We start from the raw sequence: 17,005 nt of genomic DNA on the forward strand, positions 1-17,005 counted from the left end.
CTTCGTCTTGCGGGGGGATGCTTTTCACTTCATCGTGACTTTCATGCACCAACCCCCTTTTGCCCTTGGGATATGCCCCGGAACCGCCATTGGTTCCCTGCGAGGCGCGATATGAGCCGGGCTCCGCGTCTGGCCGGTTATGCGCTGATGGCGGCGGCTGTGCTGGTCGCGGCGCTGACGCGGCGCGGCGGAGCCGACATGATCGGGCCGTTCCCGGCGGTCGCGGTCGTGCTGTTCGTCGGCATGATCGGGGTCATGCTGGTGTTCACCGACCTGATGGTGCGCGGGCTTTATGCACAGGTCGATGCGGCGAAGACGCGCGAGGAAGAGGGCGAATAGCCCCTTTTCGTTCGACAGTTTCTGCGGTTACCAGTATGACGGCGCGATGACCGACCGTCCGCATACGCCGCTGCTCGACACGGTGGATGTCCCCGCCGACCTCCGCAAGCTGAAGCCCGAAGACCTCCGCCAGTTCGCCGACGAACTGCGCGCCGAAATGATTTCGGCCGTGGGAACCACCGGCGGGCACCTCGGTTCGGGGCTCGGCGTGGTCGAGCTGACCGTCGCGCTCCACTATGTGTTCGAGACCCCGCGCGACAAGATCGTGTGGGACGTCGGGCACCAATGCTATCCGCACAAGATCATCACCGGACGCCGCGACCGGATCCGCACCCTGCGCACCGGCGGCGGATTGTCGGGCTTCACCAAGCGCAGCGAGAGCGAATATGACCCGTTCGGCGCGGCGCACAGCTCGACCTCGATCAGCGCTGCGCTGGGCTTCGCGGTCGCCAACAAGCTGAAGGACGAGCCCGGCCGCGCGATCGCGGTGATCGGCGACGGGTCGATGTCGGCGGGCATGGCCTATGAGGCGATGAACAACGCCGAGCAGGCGGGCAACCGGCTGATCGTCATCCTCAACGATAACGACATGTCGATCGCGCCCCCGGTGGGCGGGCTTTCGGCCTATCTTGCCAAGCTGGTGTCGTCGCGGCCGTTCGTCGAGCTGCGCGAGATCGCGCGGCGTTTCGCGCGGAAGCTGCCGCAACCGTTGCACAAGGCGGCGAAGAAGACCGACGAGTTTGCGCGCGGCATGGCGATGGGCGGGACGCTGTTCGAGGAGCTGGGCTTTTACTATGTCGGGCCGATCGACGGGCATAATCTCGACCATCTGATCCCGGTGCTGGAGAATGTCCGCGACAGCGACCATGGTCCGGTTCTGATCCATGCCGTGACCAAGAAGGGCAAGGGCTATGCCCCCGCCGAGGCCGCCGCCGACAAATATCATGGCGTGCAGAAGTTCGACGTCATCACCGGCGAGCAGGCGAAGGCGCCGCCGGGACCGCCCGCGTACCAGAATGTCTTCGGCGAGACGCTGGCGAAGCTGGCCGACACCGACAAGAGGATCGTCGCGATCACTGCGGCGATGCCGTCGGGGACCGGGGTCGACAAGTTCGCGAAGGCGCATCCCGAGCGCACCTTCGACGTCGGGATTGCAGAGCAGCATGCGGTGACCTTTGCCGCCGGGCTTGCCGCGCAGGGCATGCGGCCGTTCGCGGCGATCTATTCGACGTTCCTCCAGCGCGCCTACGACCAGGTCGTGCATGACGTCGCGATCCAGAACCTGCCGGTGCGTTTCGCGATCGACCGCGCGGGGCTCGTCGGCGCCGACGGCTCGACACACGCCGGCTCGTTCGACGTCACCTATCTCGCGACCCTGCCGAACATGGTCGTGATGGCGGCGGCCGACGAGGCCGAGCTGGTCCATATGACCTATACGGCGGCCGAATATGACGACGGCCCGATCGCCTTCCGCTATCCGCGCGGCAACGGCACCGGTGTGCCGCTTCCCGAAGTTCCGCAGAAGCTGGAGATCGGCAAAGGCCGCGTCGTGCGCCAAGGCAAGACCGTCGCGATCTTCTCGCTTGGTACCCGCCTCGCCGAAGCGCTGAAGGCGGCCGACACGCTGGAGGCGCGCGGGCTGTCGACCAGCGTGATCGACCTGCGCTTCGCCAAGCCGCTCGACGAGGAGCTGATCCGCAAGACGCTCGCGAGCCACGAGGTTTGCGTCACCATCGAGGAGGGCAGCATCGGCGGCCTCGGCGCGCATGTGCTGACGATGGCGAGCGACGAGGGGCTGATCGATGCGGGACTGAAGCTGCGCACGATGCGGCTGCCCGACGTCTTTCAGGATCAGGACAAGCCCGAGCTGCAATATGACCAGGCGGGCCTCAACGCGCCGCAGATCGTCGATACCGTGCTGAAGGCGCTTCGTCACAACAGCGCGGGCGTCGAAGAGGCCGGCGCGCGGGCGTGAGCGGCGCGGCGTGATCGACGGCGCCTTGTGTCCGTGAAGCGGTCGGCAGGTCCGTTGATTGGTCTAGCTATCGTGGCCGTGCTGATCCTTGGCGGCGTCGATTTTCTGCTGTCTACGGATCGCGACCCCATCCCGTGGACCCAGATACTCCTGTTCGTCCCGCTAGTTGTTCTGGTGACCGCGAGCTTCGATTTGCAGAACAGCAGCATGCCCGGCTGCATAACCGTACTTTCTCTACTCTTCGCACCGTTAGTGTCGATCATCATGCTGTTGCTCGATTTTGCGGCTAACGATAACGGGCTCGATTCGGCGCTGGGCTGGGCGGGCGCCTTTCGTTTTCCAGTGATGATGTTTTTCTTGGCCGGGCTAGCTACATTCTTCCTTCTCGGAAGCCGGTTGATCCGGGGCAAATCTCCTTGGCATGCTCGCGCGCCAGTCAAGATCGTCAGGACGGCCGTGCTTTTGGGGCTTTTCGCCGGACTATTCGGCTTGGCGTGGGTTGGCGTCGGCATGGGCGCCCGTTGGGCCGGGCTTGGATGAACTTCTTCAACCTCCTGCAGTCGCTCGACGAGCTGCTCTACGAGGTAATGTCGTGGCTCGTTTTCTATCCGGTCACGCTGTGGCGCACGCTGGTGCGGCCGCTGAAGATGATGGATTATTCGGACGGTGAACAGGGCGACAAGCCCGACCAGCAATATACCGATACGCTGAGCCCGCCCTTGTTCCTGCTCTTGTCGCTGATCCTCGTCCATGCGGCCGAGATCGCGCTGGTCGGAAACGATGCGGTGGTCGCGAGCAAGGTCGGGCTGTCGGCGCTGGTCAGCAACAACACCGACCTGATCATTCTGCGCATCGTCAGCTACAGCCTGTTTCCGGTGATGATGGCGACGCGGATGGTGCGTGCCCAGAAATTGCGGGTCGACCGCGACACGCTGCGCGCGCCCTTCTACAGCCAATGCTATGTTGCCGCGGTGCTGTCGATCCTGCTCGGCACGAGCGAAATCCTGATCAAGCTGGCGCACGACTGGTCGGTGCTGGCGGGCGGCGCGCTCGGGTTGTTCGGCCTGCTGTGGTTCGGTTTCCTGCAGACCGCCTGGTTCAATCAGCATCTGAAATGCGGGCGGCTGAAGGCGTTCGGCCATGCGTCGCGTGCGATGATCGAAAGTCTGGTCGCGGTGATATTGCTGTCGAGCCTGTTCAACTGAGCGCAGGCCAAAAGAAAACGGCCCGGGATCACCGGGCCGTCATCCGTCGATTGCTGGTCGCGCCTTACGAGGTCGGGATCGCGGCGCTCGCGTCGCGGCCGTCGCCTTCGGGGGCGAAGATGATGTCACGGGTGACGAGGCCCTTGTCGACGACCTGCGTGTTGGGGCTGCCGACATTGCTGCGGATGCCGGGGTCGCCGCGCTGGCCGTCGGCGCTGCCGATGATCGAGGTTTCGGTTGCGCTGCGCGGTGCGGCGCCGCCGAAGAGCGCACGGAGCGTCTGCTCGGCGGTGGTTTCGCCGCCCGGACGCGCGGCGCCCGGCGCCGGCGGGGTCAGCGAGAAATCGGGCGGCACGACGAGCGGCGCCTGACGCGACACCGCGAACTCGTCGGGCCGGTCGCGGCTGAACAGATTGTTCGACCCGCAGGCCGAAAGCGTCGTTGCAAGCACCGAGGCGGCGAGAATGGCGGTGGTCCGGTTCACTTTACAAAATACTCCCAATGCGCCCCGTTTACTCGGCGGACGGGCTGGCGTCCGCGGCTGGGGCCTTTTCGCCCAAGAGCAGCGCGCGCGCAACCAACAAAAGCACGCCGATCGTGATGCACGCATCGGCGACGTTGAAGATCATGAAGGGGCGGAACGACCCGAAATGCAGGTCGGCATAGTCGACGACATAGCCGAGCCGCACGCGGTCGACGATATTGCCGAGCGCGCCGCCGAGGATCAGCGCGAGCGCGATCACGTCGCCCTTTGCCTTTTCGCGCGTCATCCAGATAGCGACCGCGGTCGCGACGAGCGCGGTGACGCCGACGAGGATCCAGCGCGTCGTCGGCGACTGGTCGGCGAACATCGACAGCGAGATGCCGTAATTCTGCGCCCAGGTCAGGTTGAAGAAGGAGACGATCTCGATCGATCCGCCGGGCTTGGTTTCGAGCGACAGCGGCACGGTGACGACCCATTTCGCGACCTGATCGAGGACGAAGGCGACCGCGGCAATGAACAGGCCGAAGCCGAGATGGGGGGAACGTTGGCTCATCACGCGTCCAATACCGTCTCGCAGCGATTGCACAAGCTGCCGTCCTCGGTCACCTCGGGCAGATGGCGCCAGCAGCGGCCGCATTTGTGATTTTCGGTTGGCCTGATCGTGATGGCTTCATGGCCCGGAACGAGGTGGACTGTCCCGGAGATAAAGGTCTCTGCCAGATGCGCGGGATCGAGGTCGCGGAGGATCGTCTCAAGATCGTTCATCGTCACCTCGGCTTCGAGGCTCGAACGTACAATTTTATCGCGACGCAATGGTTCGATCGCTTCTGTAACTTTGCTGCGCAGCTCGCGCAGCTCGGTGTTCCGAAGAATCAGGCCTTTGTCGTGTTCCAATGCTGGCAATGTCGGCCACTCCAGCAGATGGACGCTGCCCGCGCCGGGATAGCGCGTGCCCCAGACTTCCTCGGCGGTGAAGACCAGCACCGGGGTCGCATAACGAACCAGCGCGTGGAACAGGATGTCGAGCACGCTGCGGTACGCGCGGCGGGTGTCCGTGCCGAGCGGTGCGGCGGGGCCGAGATCGCAGTAGAGGACGTCCTTGCGGATGTCGAAATAGAAGGCCGACAGATCCTCATTGCAGAAATCGGCGAGCAGGCGCGTGTAGCCGTTGAAGTCGAAATCATCGACCGCCCGGTGCATCTTCGCGTCGAGGTCGGCGAGCAGCGAGAGCATGTAGCGCTCCAGCTCGGGCATCGCCGCGACGTCGGTAACACGTTCCTCTTCGCTGAACCCGTCGAGCGCGCCGAGCAGGTAGCGGAAGGTGTTGCGCAGCTTGCGATACTGGTCGGCGACGCCCTTCAGTATCTCGTCGCCGATGCGGTGATCCTCGGTGAAATCGACCGACAGCGCCCACAGGCGGATGATGTCGGCGCCGTTGGTTTCCATTACCTTGACCGGATCGGTCGTGTTGCCGAGCGACTTCGACTGTTTGAAGCCCTTGCTGTCCATCGTGAAGCCGTGCGTCAGCACCGCCTTGTACGGCGCCTGCCCGCGCGTGCCGCAGCTTTCGAGCAGTGACGACTGGAACCAGCCGCGATGCTGGTCGCTGCCTTCGAGATAGAGGTCGGCGCTGTGCGTGCCGCCGTCGTGGCGGACGAGCGCGGGCCAACGGCCGCTTTCGAGCACGAAGACATGGGTGCAGCCCGAATCGAACCACACGTCGAGAATGTCGACGATGCGCTCATAGTTCGCGGCGTCATATTGATCGCCGAGATATTCCTGCGCGCGCGCGTCGTTCCACGCGTCGACGCCGCCCGCCTTCACCGCCGCGACGATGCGGTCGTTCACGACGGGGTCGTTCAGATAATGGCCGGTCTTGCGGTCGACGAAGAGCGTGATCGGCACGCCCCATGCGCGCTGGCGGCTGAGCACCCAGTCGGGGCGGCCCTCGACCATGCTACCGATGCGGTTGCGGCCCTTGGCGGGGACGAAGCGCGTGTCGTCGATCGCCTGCATCGCCGCCTGCCGCAGCGTCGGGGCGTCGCAGAGATCCTCCTCATGCGGATTGATCGCACCGCCCTCATTCTCCCAGCGCTTTTCGCGCGGGGTCTTGGGCTCGATATGCGTCATCACCTTGTCCATCGGCACGAACCATTGCGGCGTGCAGCGATAGATGACCTTCGCTTTCGAGCGCCAGCTATGCGGATAGCTGTGCTTGTAATCGGCGCTGGCGGCGAGCAGCGCGCCGGCTTCGCGAAGGTCGGTGCAGATCGGGCCGTCGGGGGCGTTGAACTTGGGGTTGATCACCGATCCCTGACCGCCGAGCCAGCCCCAGTCGGCGCGATATTTGCCGTCGCCCTCGACCGCGAAGACGGGGTCGAGCCCGTTCGCCTTGCAGAGGTCGAAATCATCCTCGCCATGGTCGGGCGACATATGGACGAGCCCGGTGCCGCTGTCGGTGGTGACGAAATCGCCCGCGAGGAAGGGACGCGGGCGTGCGAAGAAGCCGCCGAGCGCGTGCATCGGATGTCGGGCGATGGTGCCGGCGAGTTCGGCGCCTTTGACGACCTGCCACTCGCTCTCATGAAGCGAATACAAGCCGCGATACTCATCACCGCACCGCTTGATGAATTCCGCAGCGAGCGGCTCGGCAACCAAATATGTATTAGCGGTCCCGCCATCGGGAATGAGTACGTAGTTCACTTCGGGACCGTAAGCCAAAGCTTGGTTCACCGGGATCGTCCACGGCGTTGTGGTCCAGATTACAGCGAAGGTTTTGAGGTGGCCCTTGTCTAGTAACGCTTGGATCGCGGGCGACTTGCTCTCGACGATCTCGAACGCCACATCGATCTGCGTCGAGACGATATCCTCATATTCGACCTCGGCCTCGGCGAGCGCGGTCTTTTCGACCGGCGACCACATCACCGGCTTGGCGCCGCGATAGAGCATGTCGTTGGCGGCGAACTTGAGCAGTTCGTGCACGATGGTGGCCTCGGCCTCATAGTCCATCGTCAGATACGGATGGTCCCAGTCGCCGCCGATGCCGAGGCGCTTCAACTGCTCGCGCTGGGTGTCGACCCAATGCTGCGCATAGGCGCGGCATTCGGCGCGGAATTCCTCGACCGGAACCTCGTCCTTGTTGAGCTTTTTCTTGCGATACTGCTCCTCGACCTTCCACTCGATCGGCAGGCCGTGGCAGTCCCAGCCGGGGACGTAGGGCGAATCCTTGCCCTTCAGCGTCTGGGTGCGGACGACCATGTCCTTAAGGATATGGTTGAGCGCATGGCCGATGTGCATGTCGCCATTGGCGTAGGGTGGGCCATCGTGGAGGATGAACTGATCGCGGCCCTTGCGGCTTTCGCGAATCTGCCCTTCGAGATTGCCCTCGATCCATTTGGCCAGAATCAGCGGCTCCTTCTGCGGCAGGCCGGCCTTCATCGGGAAGTCGGTCTTGGGCAGGAAGACGGTGTCGCGATAGTCGCGCTGATCGGGGGCAGAGGTGCTTTCGGTCATGGCCGCGGCGCTTAGCGCAGATTCGCGTGCGAGCAAAGAAATTGGGAGCCGGACCATAACGCTTCGTCACCCCCGGACTTGATCCGGGGTGGCGATCGACAATCGGGTCAGCTTCTATTTCTGCCGTGGCCGCAGCGCGGGACCCAGATTGTAGATATCGTCGATCCAGACATAGCCCTTGAAGCTGGCGGGCACGCGGGTCAGTTGCTGGACCTGGCTCAGCCCCATGCCGTCCTTGTCGCCGCCATAGGGACCGGTCATCAGGACGCGGGTGCCGTGCTTCGCGGCGCGGTCCTGCAGCCGGTCGGGCCAGCCCCAGAACGCCCACTGATAATCGAGCGGCACGATGATCGTCCCGCCGACGCAGCTTGCGGGATACCAGCCCGACCAGGCGAATTTGATATAATCCTTGGTGCAGCGCTTGGCGCTTGCGGGGTCCATCGTCCACGCCTTTGGCGCCTTTGCGCGGATGACTGCCATCAGCGGCGCCTTGCCGAAGAATCCGAAGCGCGGCTGGTTCGGGTCGATCCCGGCGCGCGCGAAGCTGGCGAGGACGAGCTCGGCCTCCTTCGGGTCGCGCGACTTGAAATTGACGAGCAGCGAGGCGTGGCCGAGGTCGTGCAGCACCTCGTCGAGGCTGGGCATCAGGCCGACGCCCGTGCCGCGCAGCGGAAAGGTCTTGCCGCCGTCAGCGGTATAACCATAGCCGACGTCGAGCTGCTTGAGTTCGGCCATCGTACGGTCGCGGATCGGCCCCTTGCCGTCGGTGCGGCAATCGAGCCCCCAGTCGTGAAAGACCGCGACCTGCCCGTCCTTCGTCGCCGCGACGTCGAACTTGACCATCCCCGCGTCGCGGCCGATCGCCGCCTTCATCGAGGGCAGGGTGTTTTCGATATAGGGATGCTCGGGTGTGAAGATGCGCGTCGCGGTGCAGGTCTCGTCGGTAATGCCTTGGTGGTCGAAGAGCTGTGACACGCCGCGATGCGCGATCAGGATGCGCTTGCCCGTCGCGTCGGGGGCAAGCCAGCTTGCGTTCGACAGGGTCAACCACGCGACGAGCGCGGTGAACGACCAGAGAAAGATTTTCGTGCTGCGCTTCAGCGGCTTTTTCTTCGGCCCTTCAAGGCCTTCCGCCCAATCGTCCTGGTCGCTCATTCGTTCCCCCCGGAATTACAGATCGGCCAGTAGCGCCTTTGCCTGCTCACAATCCACCGCGATTTGAACCATCAGGGCGTCCATATCGTCGAACTTCGCCTCGGGACGAAGGAAAGCGTGGAAGGCGACGTCGATTTCCTGGCCGTAGAGATCTTCGGCGAAATCGAAGAAATGCGGTTCGAGCAATTCCTTCGGCGGGTCGAAGCTGGGACGGATGCCAAGGTTCGCCGCGCCCTTCAGCACGCGGCCGTCGGGAAGCTTTCCGGTGACCGCGTAGATGCCGTAGCGCGGGCGGAGATACTGCCCCATTTCGAGGTTCGCGGTCGGGAAGCCGAGCAGGCGGCCGTTCTTGTCGCCGTGCTGCACCACGTTGCGGACGGTGAACGGCCGGGTGAGAAGCCGCGTCGCGGTCGCGCAGTCGCCCGCGCGAAGGGCATCGCGAATGCGGCTCGACGAGATGACTTCCTCCGCATCGTCGACCGGCGCGACCATTTCGGTGAAGAAGCCGAGACGGCGGGCGTGGTCGGCGAGCGTCACGACATCGCCGCCGCGGCCCTTGCCGAAGACGAAGTCGGCGCCGGTCACGACGCCTGCAGCGCCGTAGCGATCCAGCAGCAGTCCGGTGATGAAATCCTCGGCCGTCGTCGCAGCGAGCGTCGCGTCGAAGGGCAGGACGAGCATCGCGTCGGCGCCGGCGGCGCCGAAGAGTTCGAGCCGCTGCGCGAGCGTGGTCAACCGGAACGGCGGGACGTCGGGCTTGAAGAAGCGCACTGGGTGCGGGTCGAAGGTCGCGACGATCGCGGGACGGCTCTCGTCCTTCGCATGGCGCACCGCGCGGCCGACGACCGCCTGATGGCCGGCATGAAAGCCGTCGAAATTGCCCAGCGCGATCACCCCGCCGCGCAAGTCCCCCTCGATGCGGCGATGGCCGTCGAGGCGGATCATTTTGCGGCGGCGCTCAACGGCAGCACGCCGGCCCGCAGCACGCGGATCGCATTGCCGCCCATCGCGGCGCGGATATCGTCGTCGGTGAAGCCCGCGTCGATCAGCGCCTGCGTCACCTGTACCAGCTTCGACGTGTCGAAGCGGACGGTGGTGCCGCCGTCATAGTCGCTGCCGAGCGCGACATACTGGATGCCGACCAGATCGCGAACATGCTTCATCGCCTTTGCGATGCTGGCGGGCGAGGTGTCGCAGATCGCGGCATCCCAATAGCCGATACCGATCAGCCCGCCGGTCGCAGCGACGCCGCGGATCTGGTCGTCATCGAGGTTGCGGTTGACCTTGCACGTCGCCTGTACCCCGCCGTGGCTGGAGACGACGGGACGGCGCGCTATCTTCAAAATGTCGGCGACGCAGGCGCGGCTGCAATGCGCGATATCGACGATCATCCCGAGCTGTTCCATGCGCGGCACGACCTTCCGGCCGAGCGGGGTCAGGCCGTATTTCTTCAGCCCGTGCATCGACCCCGCGACGTCATTGTCGAAGAAATGTGCCAGCCCCGCCATCCGGAAACCCGCGGCGTAGAGCCGGTCGAGGTTGCCGATATTGCCTTCGAGGTCCTGCAACCCCTCGATGCTGAGCATCGCGCCGGTGTGCGCGGGATCGCCGCGGCGCGCCGCGAGCAGCGCGTCGAAATCGGACGGGTCGGCAACGACCTGCAGCTTGCCGTGCGAACCGGCGACCGCGCCGTGCAGCTTTTCGGCGTGCCAAAGCGAGCGCTGCAGGAGCGAATTCCACGTCCGTGTCGGCTGAAGCTGCGCGATCACCAGCGGGGTGATGTTGTCGCTGTCGCCGCCGTTCGCGTCATAATTCTGGCCCTTCGGCGTCTTGGTGACGCTCGACAGGACCTGCAGCGCGACATTGCCGTCCTGCAGGCGCGGCAGGTCGACATGGCCGCGGCTGCCGCGATCGAGCAGGCTGCGTTGCCAGAGCAGCGTGTCGCTGTGGAGGTCGACGATCGTCAGCGTCTTGTGGAGCGCCCTTGCATGTTCGCTGACCGCAATCAGCGGCTTGCCGTCGATCTTGTTGAGGCTGCGCTCGGTCATCCCCGGCGCCAGCGCGAAGAAGGCGCCTGCGGCGATGATCAGCAGGAGCAGGATGCCGAGGAGCCAGCGTTTCATGGGCGTTTCCGGGCGAAGGTGACGAAAGCGAAGGCCGGGCGACCGTCGGCGGCGGGTTGGTCCTCGCGCGCGATTTCCTGCCACTCGTTCCTGTCGGGCGCCGCGATCGACGCGTCGCCTTCGGGCGACAGGGCGACTTCGGTGAGTTCGATGCGGTCGGCGAGCGGCAGGAACAGGTTATGGATTTCCGCGCCGCCGATCACCATGACGTGCGGCGCGTTGGCGAGCTTCAGGGCTTCCTCGACGGTGGCGACCGGCTCGGCGCCCTCGTCCTGCCATTCGGGATCGCGGGTCAGGACGATGTGGCGCCGACCTTCGAGAATCGCGGGCAGGCTGTCGAAGGTCTTGCGCCCCATGATCATCGGGCGGCCCATGGTGAGCTGCTTGAAGCGACGGAGATCGGCCGGAAGGTGCCAGGGCATCTTGCCGTTGGCGCCGATGATGCCGTTTTCCGCGCGCGCGAGAATGAGCGTGATTTCAGGGCGGTTCATGCGGGAGAGGCTCCGGCCCAGGTCGCGTGGCCGAGTTTCCGGCCTTCGCGCACCTCGGTCTTGCTATAGTGATGGACGTGACAGTTTTCGTCGGCGAGCAGCGCCGGGATCAGGCCGATGTCGGCGCCGATCAGGTTGCGCATCGTGACCGGAAGCTGGCGCGTCGCGGTGCTGCCGAGCGGCAGGCCGGCGATGGCGCGGATATGGTTCTCGAACTGGCTCGTCACCGCGCCCTCGATGGTCCAGTGCCCGCTGTTGTGGACGCGCGGCGCCATCTCGTTGAAGACAGGGCCGTCTTCGGTCGCAAAGAACTCGCCGGTGAGCACGCCGACATAATCGAGCGCGTCGGCGATTTCCTTCATCATCGCCCGCGCCTCGTCCTGCTGCTCGGCGACGATCTGCGGCGGGGGCAGGCTGGCCGTCGCGAGGATGCCGCCTTCATGAACGTTGGCGGTCGAATCCCAATAGCGCACCTCGCCGTCGATGCCGCGGACGAGGATCACCGAAAATTCATGCGCAAAGGCGACGAAGCCCTCGAGGATCGCGGCGTGGCGGCCGATCGTCTCCCATGCGGCGTCTGCGTCGGCCGGCGTCGCGAGGCGCGCCTGCCCCTTGCCGTCATAGCCCATGCGCACGGTCTTGAGGATCGAGGGCGCGCCTATCCTGGCGAGCGCAAGAGTGAGTTCATCGTTGTTCGGCGCTGCTGCAAAGGGCGCGGTGCGGCCACCAAGGCCGGCGACGAAATTCTTCTCGGCAAGGCGATCCTGCGCGATTTCGAGCCCGAGCGCACCGGGGTGCACCGCGACATGGCCCGACAGGAAGCGGACGGTGTCGACGGGGACATTCTCGAATTCGAAGGTTACGGCATCGCACGCCGCAGCGAAGGCCGCGAGACGCGGTTCATCGTCCCACGCCGCCTGGCTGTGATGCGCCGTCACCTCGGCAGCAACGCTTTCGGCGTCGGGCGCGTAGATATGAACCTTGTAGCCGAGCTGCGCCGCAGCGACGGCGAGCATCCGGCCGAGCTGGCCGCCGCCCAGTATGCCGATGGTGGAACCGGGTGGCAGCAAGGGATCAGCCCTCGCGTACGGGCGTCGGCGCGACGCTTTCGGTCTGCCGTGCGCGCCAGGCGTCGAGCTTCGCCGCGAGGCCGGCATCTCCATTCGCAAGCAGCGCCGCAGCGAACAGACCGGCGTTGGTCGCCCCCGCCTTGCCGATCGCAAAGGTCGCGACGGGAATGCCGCCGGGCATCTGGACGATAGAATAGAGGCTGTCGACGCCGCTGAGTGCAGCCGACTGGACGGGAACGCCGAGCACCGGCACGCGCGTCATCGAGGCAACCATGCCGGGCAGGTGTGCCGCGCCGCCCGCGCCGGCGATAACGGCCTTCAGCCCGCGATCCGCGGCGCTTTTCGCATAATCGACGAGCCGGTCGGGCGTGCGGTGCGCCGAGACGATATGGACCTCGTGCGCGATGCCGAATTCCTCGAGGATCTGGACCGCATGCGCCATCGTCGGCCAGTCCGACTGGCTGCCCATGATGACCCCGACGAGCGGCGTGCTGTCGCTCATTATCCGACCCTCCTGCCCCGGCGATGAATCGCCGCCGCTATCCCCCTAGAGTCTGTGCCGCGCGCTGGCAACGCCGCGCAAATGTTCGCGGCGCGTTTACCTCTTGGTATGAAGTCCTGTCTAACGTCCCGGCAGTATATCGTGCCGGCGCGCGCCGGCGGACCATCTGGGTATGCACCGGGGACTAGGGAATGGATAGCGTAGGGGGGGCAAGGATCGCAGTCGACCAGCTCGGCTTCGCATCCATTGACTCCATTGAGGATCAGCTGCGCGAACTGCGCCGGGAACGCGACGCGTTGCGCCGCGAAAACCGGATATTGAAGATCGCCGTCGCCGAGCTCGAGCGCGTCTCCGAGCGCGATACGCTGACCCCGCTGTTCAATCGCCGCTATTTCCTGACCGCAATTCACCAGCGCCTTGCGCGCTTCGAGCGGCACAGCGAATGCGCCGCCGTCGTGTTCGTCGACGTCAACCAGCTCAAGTTCATCAACGACAGCTTCGGCCATGCCGCGGGCGACTTCGCGCTGATGGAAATCGCCAAGCGCCTTGATAGTGCGATTCGCGCGACCGACGTCGCGGCGCGCATCGGCGGCGACGAATTCGGGCTGATCCTCGACCAGTCGACCGAGGAGGGTGCGCGCGTCCAGGTCAATCGTCTGGGCCATGTGCTGAGCGCCGAACCCGCAATCTATGACGGGCACGCGATCACGCTGTCGGCCTGCTTCGGCATCGCGATGCTGCAGATCGGGATGACCGAATCCGACATATTGGCTGCCGCCGACCGCGACATGTATCGGAACAAGCAGCAGCAGCCGGGCGTCCCCGGCCAGCGCTAACCTGCCATTAACCATTGAAGCGCATCCTCGTCGCAGGGACAGGGGGTGGACGATGCGTATCCAGACCGACCATTTCATCGATATTCAGGACCGGATTTCCGGACAGATCGGCGCGCTTGCCGAGGCCTTGCCGCATTGCGCGATCGGGCAACTGGTGCAAGGCGTGGACGATATCCGCTGCCTGGCGCGCGACCATGGCTTCGCCGCGGTCGAGATGCTCGCCAGCCGTCTCGAATCGGCGGTTGCCGCGGGCGGTTATCGCGCTGCGGTGCTCACCTATCTCGACGCGATGAGCGATGCGGTTCTGGCACCGCGCGGCCCGTTGCCCGCTGCGGCGCAGGAAGCGTGGCTTGCCTCGGTCGCGATGCGGCTGGGGCATTGATCGGGCATTGACGCCAAACGGCTGACGTCGCACGACTTTCGCATGGACGCCATCATGCTTGCCCTCGTCGCGGTCGCGCTTGCCAATGCCGACGGACGCACCGGGGCCTTTCTTTCGGATCTGCTGAATGTGCGGCGCGACCGGCGGGTCGTCACGCTGATCTTCTTCGGCGCCTTTCTGGTCAATGCGCTGGTCGCTGCCGCCTTCGGCGCGATCGCCAACCGGCTGATCGGGCAGGGGGTTGTCGCCCTGCTCGTCGCCATGGCGATGCTGTCGGCCGCCGTCGCCTTGCTGTGGCGCCGCCCTGGCGCGAGCGAGGCCGCGGGGGACACCGCGCCGGTGCTGCTTGCCGGACGGATGCTCGTCACACAATTCGGCGACCGCAGCCATTTCCTGATCGGCGCGCTCGCGGCGACGAGCGGATCGGGCCTGTGGGCAGCGGCGGGCGGAACCATCGGCTGGATTCTGGCGATGCTGCCCTTCCTTGCCTTCGGCGCTGTGCTGGCGGAGCGCCGCGCCGCGCGGCTGATCCGCTGGGGTGCCGCCCTCATTCTGACACTATGGGGCGCGCGAACCGCGCTCGGCGCGTTCGGTCTGTTGTAGGGACATTCGCCCGATATCCCGGTTTCATCGCTTTTTTCGATGATAGCGACCAAATGGTTCAATAGGATTTTACCGGCGGCACTCCCTACATCGGCGGGGCAACAGAAAGGATGCTCCCCATGTCACAGAACAACCAGCCTGCCGTTGCCGACGCGCTCAACGCGCTGCTCGCCGACAGCTTCGCACTCTATCTCAAGACGAAAAACTATCACTGGCACGTCCAGGGACCCCGCTTTCGCGAACTTCATTTGCTGTTCGACGAACAGGCGACGCAGATTCTGGCGACGACCGACCTGATCGCCGAACGCGTGCGCAAGAATGGCGCCCCGACGCTCCGTTCGATCGGGGACATCGCACGCCGCCAGTCGGTGCGCGACGATGACGCGGCGATGGTCGAGGCCGACGGAATGGTCCGTACGCTCGCCGCCGACAACCGGACGCTGCTCTCGCAGCTGAAGGAGGTAAAGGCTGCGGCCGAGGGTGATGGCGACATTGCGACGAGCGGGCTTGTCGACACCTGGGCCGATGAAACCGAACAGCGGATCTGGTTTCTGGAGGCTACGCTCGGATATTGATCGCCTCTCTTCCCTGCGGGAAGGGGTGTCGGGCAACAAAAAAGGGCGCCCAAGGGCGCCCTTTTCCGTTTCGTGATTCTGCCGTTCAGTCCTGATGCGGCTGAATGTTCACGGCGGCGAATTTGCCGCGATCATCGACCTCGATATCGAAAGCGACGCGGTCGCCTTCCTCGAGGCCTGCCATGCCGGCGCGCTGGACGGCGCTGATGTGCACAAAGGCATCGGCCTGTCCGTCGTCACGCGCGATGAAGCCGAAGCCCTTCGTCGTGTTGAAGAACTTCACCGTACCCGAGGTGCGCTCGCCGGTCAGCTGACGACGGCCGCGGGCGCCGCCCGGACGGTCGCCGCCGGGGCCGCGATCGTCGCGACGCGGAGCGAATTCCTCGATCGGGAGCGGTTCGCCCTCGATCTTGAGGTCGATCGCCGACACCTTGCCGTTGCGTTCGACGAGGGTGAAGCCGAGCGGCTGGCCCGAAGCGAGGCCCTGAAGACCCGCCTGTTCGACCGCGCTGATGTGCACGAACACGTCTTCGCCGCCATCGTCACGCGCAACGAAGCCGAAACCCTTCGACGGGTTGAAGAACTTCACTGTGCCCTGGCCTTCGCCGACGACCTGTGCCGGCATGCCGCCGCCACGTCCGCCACCGAAGCCACCACCACCGCCGCCGCCGAAGCCGCCGCGATCGCCGCCGCCGAAGCCGCCGCGGTCACCACCACCGAAGCCGCCGCGATCGCGGTCGCCGAAGCCGCCGCGATTGCCGCCGCCATAGCTGTCGCCGCCATAGGGAGCGGGTTCGAAGCTGTCGAAATTGCCGAAATCGTCGCGCTTGCCGCGCCCCCGCTGGCCGCGGCGATCCTTGTTGAAACTCATAGTCTAATAGTCGCTTTCGGTCGTCCACACCCCATTGAACCGGCTCCTTGCGCCGGACGGAGACGCAGTTCACCCTGGGCACAGACTCGCCCTATGCCGCTAACGGCGCAACATATAACCTAATTATCCACAGGCTGCGAACGGAAAATTCAAGAAAGCGATACGGAAACTTGCACGCTTTGCCGTGCCCTGGCGTCGCTTGTCGTCCGCCCGCGAATCCAGTCATTGAGCGGCAAGGCGGCTTGGCCTAAGGCGGCTTTCATGACTGTCTATTTTCATGAAGAAGATCTGCCCGAAGGCGTGCTCGGGCCGGGCGCCGTCGCGATCGATACCGAGACTATGGGGCTCAACCCGCTGCGCGACCGGCTGTGCCTTGTCCAGATCAGCGACGGTTCGGGCGACGAGCATCTCGTGCGCTTCAAGCCCGGCAGCAGCTATGGCGCGCCGGTGCTGAAGGCGATCCTGACCGATCCCAACCGGTTGAAACTCTTTCATTTTGCGCGCTTCGACATCGCGGCGCTGCAGCAGGCGCTCGGCGTCGTGACCGCGCCCGTCTATTGCACCAAGATCGCATCGAAGCTGGTTCGAACCTATACCGATCGCCACGGGCTGAAAGAGCTGGTGCGCGAATTGCTGGGGCAGGATATCTCGAAGCAGCAGCAGTCGAGCGACTGGGGTGCGCCGGAGCTTTCGGATGCGCAGCGCGATTATGCCGCGAGCGATGTGCGCTTCCTGCACGCGATGAAGGAGGTGTTCGACGTCCGGCTCGCGCGCGAGGGACGCACCGATCTGGCGCAGGCCTGTTTCGACTTTCTCCCGACGCGCGCCGCCCTCGATCTCGCGGGTTGGCCCGAAGTCGACATCTTTGCGCACACCTGATT

At 65.1% G+C, this 17,005-nt stretch carries 19 protein-coding genes; 9 read left to right on the forward strand and 10 right to left on the reverse strand.

The window, feature by feature from the left end:
• Positions 1-111 precede the first annotated feature (111 nt).
• The 4 genes from L7H23_RS12175 to L7H23_RS12190 all read left to right on the forward strand — a co-directional run bounded on the left by L7H23_RS12175 (position 112) and on the right by L7H23_RS12190 (position 3,519).
• Positions 112-339: a hypothetical protein gene (locus L7H23_RS12175; protein WP_237836136.1), complete on the forward strand. Its 228-nt coding sequence runs from the start codon at positions 112-114 to the stop codon at positions 337-339.
• 46 nt (positions 340-385) lie between these two features.
• Positions 386-2,314, forward strand: a complete 1,929-nt coding sequence (gene dxs, locus L7H23_RS12180) for a 1-deoxy-D-xylulose-5-phosphate synthase (protein ID WP_237836137.1) — start codon at positions 386-388, stop codon at positions 2,312-2,314.
• A gap of 72 nt (positions 2,315-2,386) precedes the next feature.
• A complete protein-coding gene (locus L7H23_RS12185) occupies positions 2,387-2,854 on the forward strand; it encodes a hypothetical protein (RefSeq protein WP_237836138.1) in 468 nt (155 codons plus the stop codon).
• On the forward strand, positions 2,851-3,519 hold the full coding sequence (locus L7H23_RS12190) for a hypothetical protein (protein WP_237836139.1): 669 nt from the start codon (positions 2,851-2,853) through the stop codon (positions 3,517-3,519). Before L7H23_RS12185 ends, L7H23_RS12190 begins: the two co-directional genes overlap by 4 nt.
• Positions 3,520-3,583: 64 nt before the next feature.
• Here the strand turns inward: L7H23_RS12190 and L7H23_RS12195 are convergent, their stop codons facing one another.
• The 9 genes from L7H23_RS12195 to purE all read right to left on the reverse strand — a co-directional run bounded on the left by L7H23_RS12195 (position 3,584) and on the right by purE (position 12,857).
• On the reverse strand, positions 3,584-4,003 hold the full coding sequence (locus L7H23_RS12195) for a DUF3035 domain-containing protein (protein ID WP_237836140.1): 420 nt from the start codon (positions 4,001-4,003) through the stop codon (positions 3,584-3,586).
• A 28-nt stretch (positions 4,004-4,031) separates the two neighbouring features.
• Entirely contained in the window at positions 4,032-4,556 is a 525-nt protein-coding gene (gene lspA, locus L7H23_RS12200) for a signal peptidase II (RefSeq protein WP_237836141.1), read from the reverse strand.
• Positions 4,556-7,516, reverse strand: coding sequence for an isoleucine--tRNA ligase (gene ileS, locus L7H23_RS12205; protein WP_237836142.1), 2,961 nt, complete (start codon positions 7,514-7,516; stop codon positions 4,556-4,558). Before ileS ends, lspA begins: the two co-directional genes overlap by 1 nt.
• Before the next feature lie 114 nt (positions 7,517-7,630).
• On the reverse strand, positions 7,631-8,671 hold the full coding sequence (locus L7H23_RS12210) for a glycerophosphodiester phosphodiesterase family protein (RefSeq protein WP_237836143.1): 1,041 nt from the start codon (positions 8,669-8,671) through the stop codon (positions 7,631-7,633).
• Between the two features lie 15 nt (positions 8,672-8,686).
• A complete protein-coding gene (locus tag L7H23_RS12215) occupies positions 8,687-9,616 on the reverse strand; it encodes a bifunctional riboflavin kinase/FAD synthetase (protein WP_237836144.1) in 930 nt (309 codons plus the stop codon).
• A complete protein-coding gene (locus L7H23_RS12220; protein WP_237836145.1) occupies positions 9,613-10,794 on the reverse strand; it encodes a dipeptidase in 1,182 nt (393 codons plus the stop codon). Before L7H23_RS12220 ends, L7H23_RS12215 begins: the two co-directional genes overlap by 4 nt.
• Positions 10,791-11,285, reverse strand: a complete 495-nt coding sequence (locus tag L7H23_RS12225) for a dihydrofolate reductase (RefSeq protein ID WP_237836146.1) — start codon at positions 11,283-11,285, stop codon at positions 10,791-10,793. Before L7H23_RS12225 ends, L7H23_RS12220 begins: the two co-directional genes overlap by 4 nt.
• Positions 11,282-12,355, reverse strand: a complete 1,074-nt coding sequence (locus tag L7H23_RS12230; RefSeq protein ID WP_237836147.1) for a 5-(carboxyamino)imidazole ribonucleotide synthase — start codon at positions 12,353-12,355, stop codon at positions 11,282-11,284. Before L7H23_RS12230 ends, L7H23_RS12225 begins: the two co-directional genes overlap by 4 nt.
• Before the next feature lie 4 nt (positions 12,356-12,359).
• Entirely contained in the window at positions 12,360-12,857 is a 498-nt protein-coding gene (gene purE / locus L7H23_RS12235; protein WP_237836148.1) for a 5-(carboxyamino)imidazole ribonucleotide mutase, read from the reverse strand.
• 191 nt (positions 12,858-13,048) lie between these two features.
• Between purE and L7H23_RS12240 the strand changes: the two genes are divergently transcribed.
• From L7H23_RS12240 to L7H23_RS12255, 4 genes are all read left to right on the forward strand, one after another.
• Positions 13,049-13,693: a diguanylate cyclase gene (locus L7H23_RS12240; protein WP_237836149.1), complete on the forward strand. Its 645-nt coding sequence runs from the start codon at positions 13,049-13,051 to the stop codon at positions 13,691-13,693.
• 52 nt (positions 13,694-13,745) lie between these two features.
• Entirely contained in the window at positions 13,746-14,075 is a 330-nt protein-coding gene (locus L7H23_RS12245) for a hypothetical protein (RefSeq protein WP_237836150.1), read from the forward strand.
• Between the two features lie 42 nt (positions 14,076-14,117).
• Positions 14,118-14,678, forward strand: a complete 561-nt coding sequence (locus tag L7H23_RS12250) for a TMEM165/GDT1 family protein (protein ID WP_237836151.1) — start codon at positions 14,118-14,120, stop codon at positions 14,676-14,678.
• Between the two features lie 119 nt (positions 14,679-14,797).
• The gene (locus L7H23_RS12255) at positions 14,798-15,253 is read left to right on the forward strand and encodes a DNA starvation/stationary phase protection protein (RefSeq protein ID WP_237836152.1); all 456 of its coding nucleotides are present in this window, start codon (positions 14,798-14,800) and stop codon (positions 15,251-15,253) included.
• An 85-nt stretch (positions 15,254-15,338) separates the two neighbouring features.
• On the opposite strand, the gene L7H23_RS18550 is transcribed toward L7H23_RS12255, so the two are convergent.
• Positions 15,339-16,124, reverse strand: coding sequence for a cold-shock protein (locus L7H23_RS18550; protein ID WP_275671200.1), 786 nt, complete (start codon positions 16,122-16,124; stop codon positions 15,339-15,341).
• Between the two features lie 261 nt (positions 16,125-16,385).
• On the opposite strand from L7H23_RS18550, the gene L7H23_RS12270 reads away from it, so the two are divergent.
• On the forward strand, positions 16,386-17,003 hold the full coding sequence (locus L7H23_RS12270; protein WP_237836153.1) for a ribonuclease H-like domain-containing protein: 618 nt from the start codon (positions 16,386-16,388) through the stop codon (positions 17,001-17,003).
• Positions 17,004-17,005 lie beyond the last annotated feature (2 nt).

Source organism: Sphingopyxis sp. BSN-002 (genome assembly GCF_022024275.1).
Lineage (GTDB): Bacteria > Pseudomonadota > Alphaproteobacteria > Sphingomonadales > Sphingomonadaceae > Sphingopyxis.

Coding starts and splice junctions, on each gene's coding strand:
- L7H23_RS12215 (WP_237836144.1), bottom strand. CDS start 9,616: ATGATCCGCCTCGACGGCCATCGCCGCATCGAGGGGGACTTGCGCGGC.
- L7H23_RS12190 (WP_237836139.1), top strand. CDS start 2,851: ATGAACTTCTTCAACCTCCTGCAGTCGCTCGACGAGCTGCTCTACGAG.
- L7H23_RS12245 (WP_237836150.1), top strand. CDS start 13,746: ATGCGTATCCAGACCGACCATTTCATCGATATTCAGGACCGGATTTCC.
- L7H23_RS12270 (WP_237836153.1), top strand. CDS start 16,386: ATGACTGTCTATTTTCATGAAGAAGATCTGCCCGAAGGCGTGCTCGGG.
- L7H23_RS18550 (WP_275671200.1), bottom strand. CDS start 16,124: ATGAGTTTCAACAAGGATCGCCGCGGCCAGCGGGGGCGCGGCAAGCGC.
- L7H23_RS12220 (WP_237836145.1), bottom strand. CDS start 10,794: ATGAAACGCTGGCTCCTCGGCATCCTGCTCCTGCTGATCATCGCCGCA.
- L7H23_RS12240 (WP_237836149.1), top strand. CDS start 13,049: ATGGATAGCGTAGGGGGGGCAAGGATCGCAGTCGACCAGCTCGGCTTC.
- L7H23_RS12225 (WP_237836146.1), bottom strand. CDS start 11,285: ATGAACCGCCCTGAAATCACGCTCATTCTCGCGCGCGCGGAAAACGGC.
- L7H23_RS12210 (WP_237836143.1), bottom strand. CDS start 8,671: ATGAGCGACCAGGACGATTGGGCGGAAGGCCTTGAAGGGCCGAAGAAA.
- dxs (WP_237836137.1), top strand. CDS start 386: ATGACCGACCGTCCGCATACGCCGCTGCTCGACACGGTGGATGTCCCC.
- L7H23_RS12255 (WP_237836152.1), top strand. CDS start 14,798: ATGTCACAGAACAACCAGCCTGCCGTTGCCGACGCGCTCAACGCGCTG.
- lspA (WP_237836141.1), bottom strand. CDS start 4,556: ATGAGCCAACGTTCCCCCCATCTCGGCTTCGGCCTGTTCATTGCCGCG.
- L7H23_RS12250 (WP_237836151.1), top strand. CDS start 14,118: ATGGACGCCATCATGCTTGCCCTCGTCGCGGTCGCGCTTGCCAATGCC.
- L7H23_RS12175 (WP_237836136.1), top strand. CDS start 112: ATGAGCCGGGCTCCGCGTCTGGCCGGTTATGCGCTGATGGCGGCGGCT.
- ileS (WP_237836142.1), bottom strand. CDS start 7,516: ATGACCGAAAGCACCTCTGCCCCCGATCAGCGCGACTATCGCGACACC.
- purE (WP_237836148.1), bottom strand. CDS start 12,857: ATGAGCGACAGCACGCCGCTCGTCGGGGTCATCATGGGCAGCCAGTCG.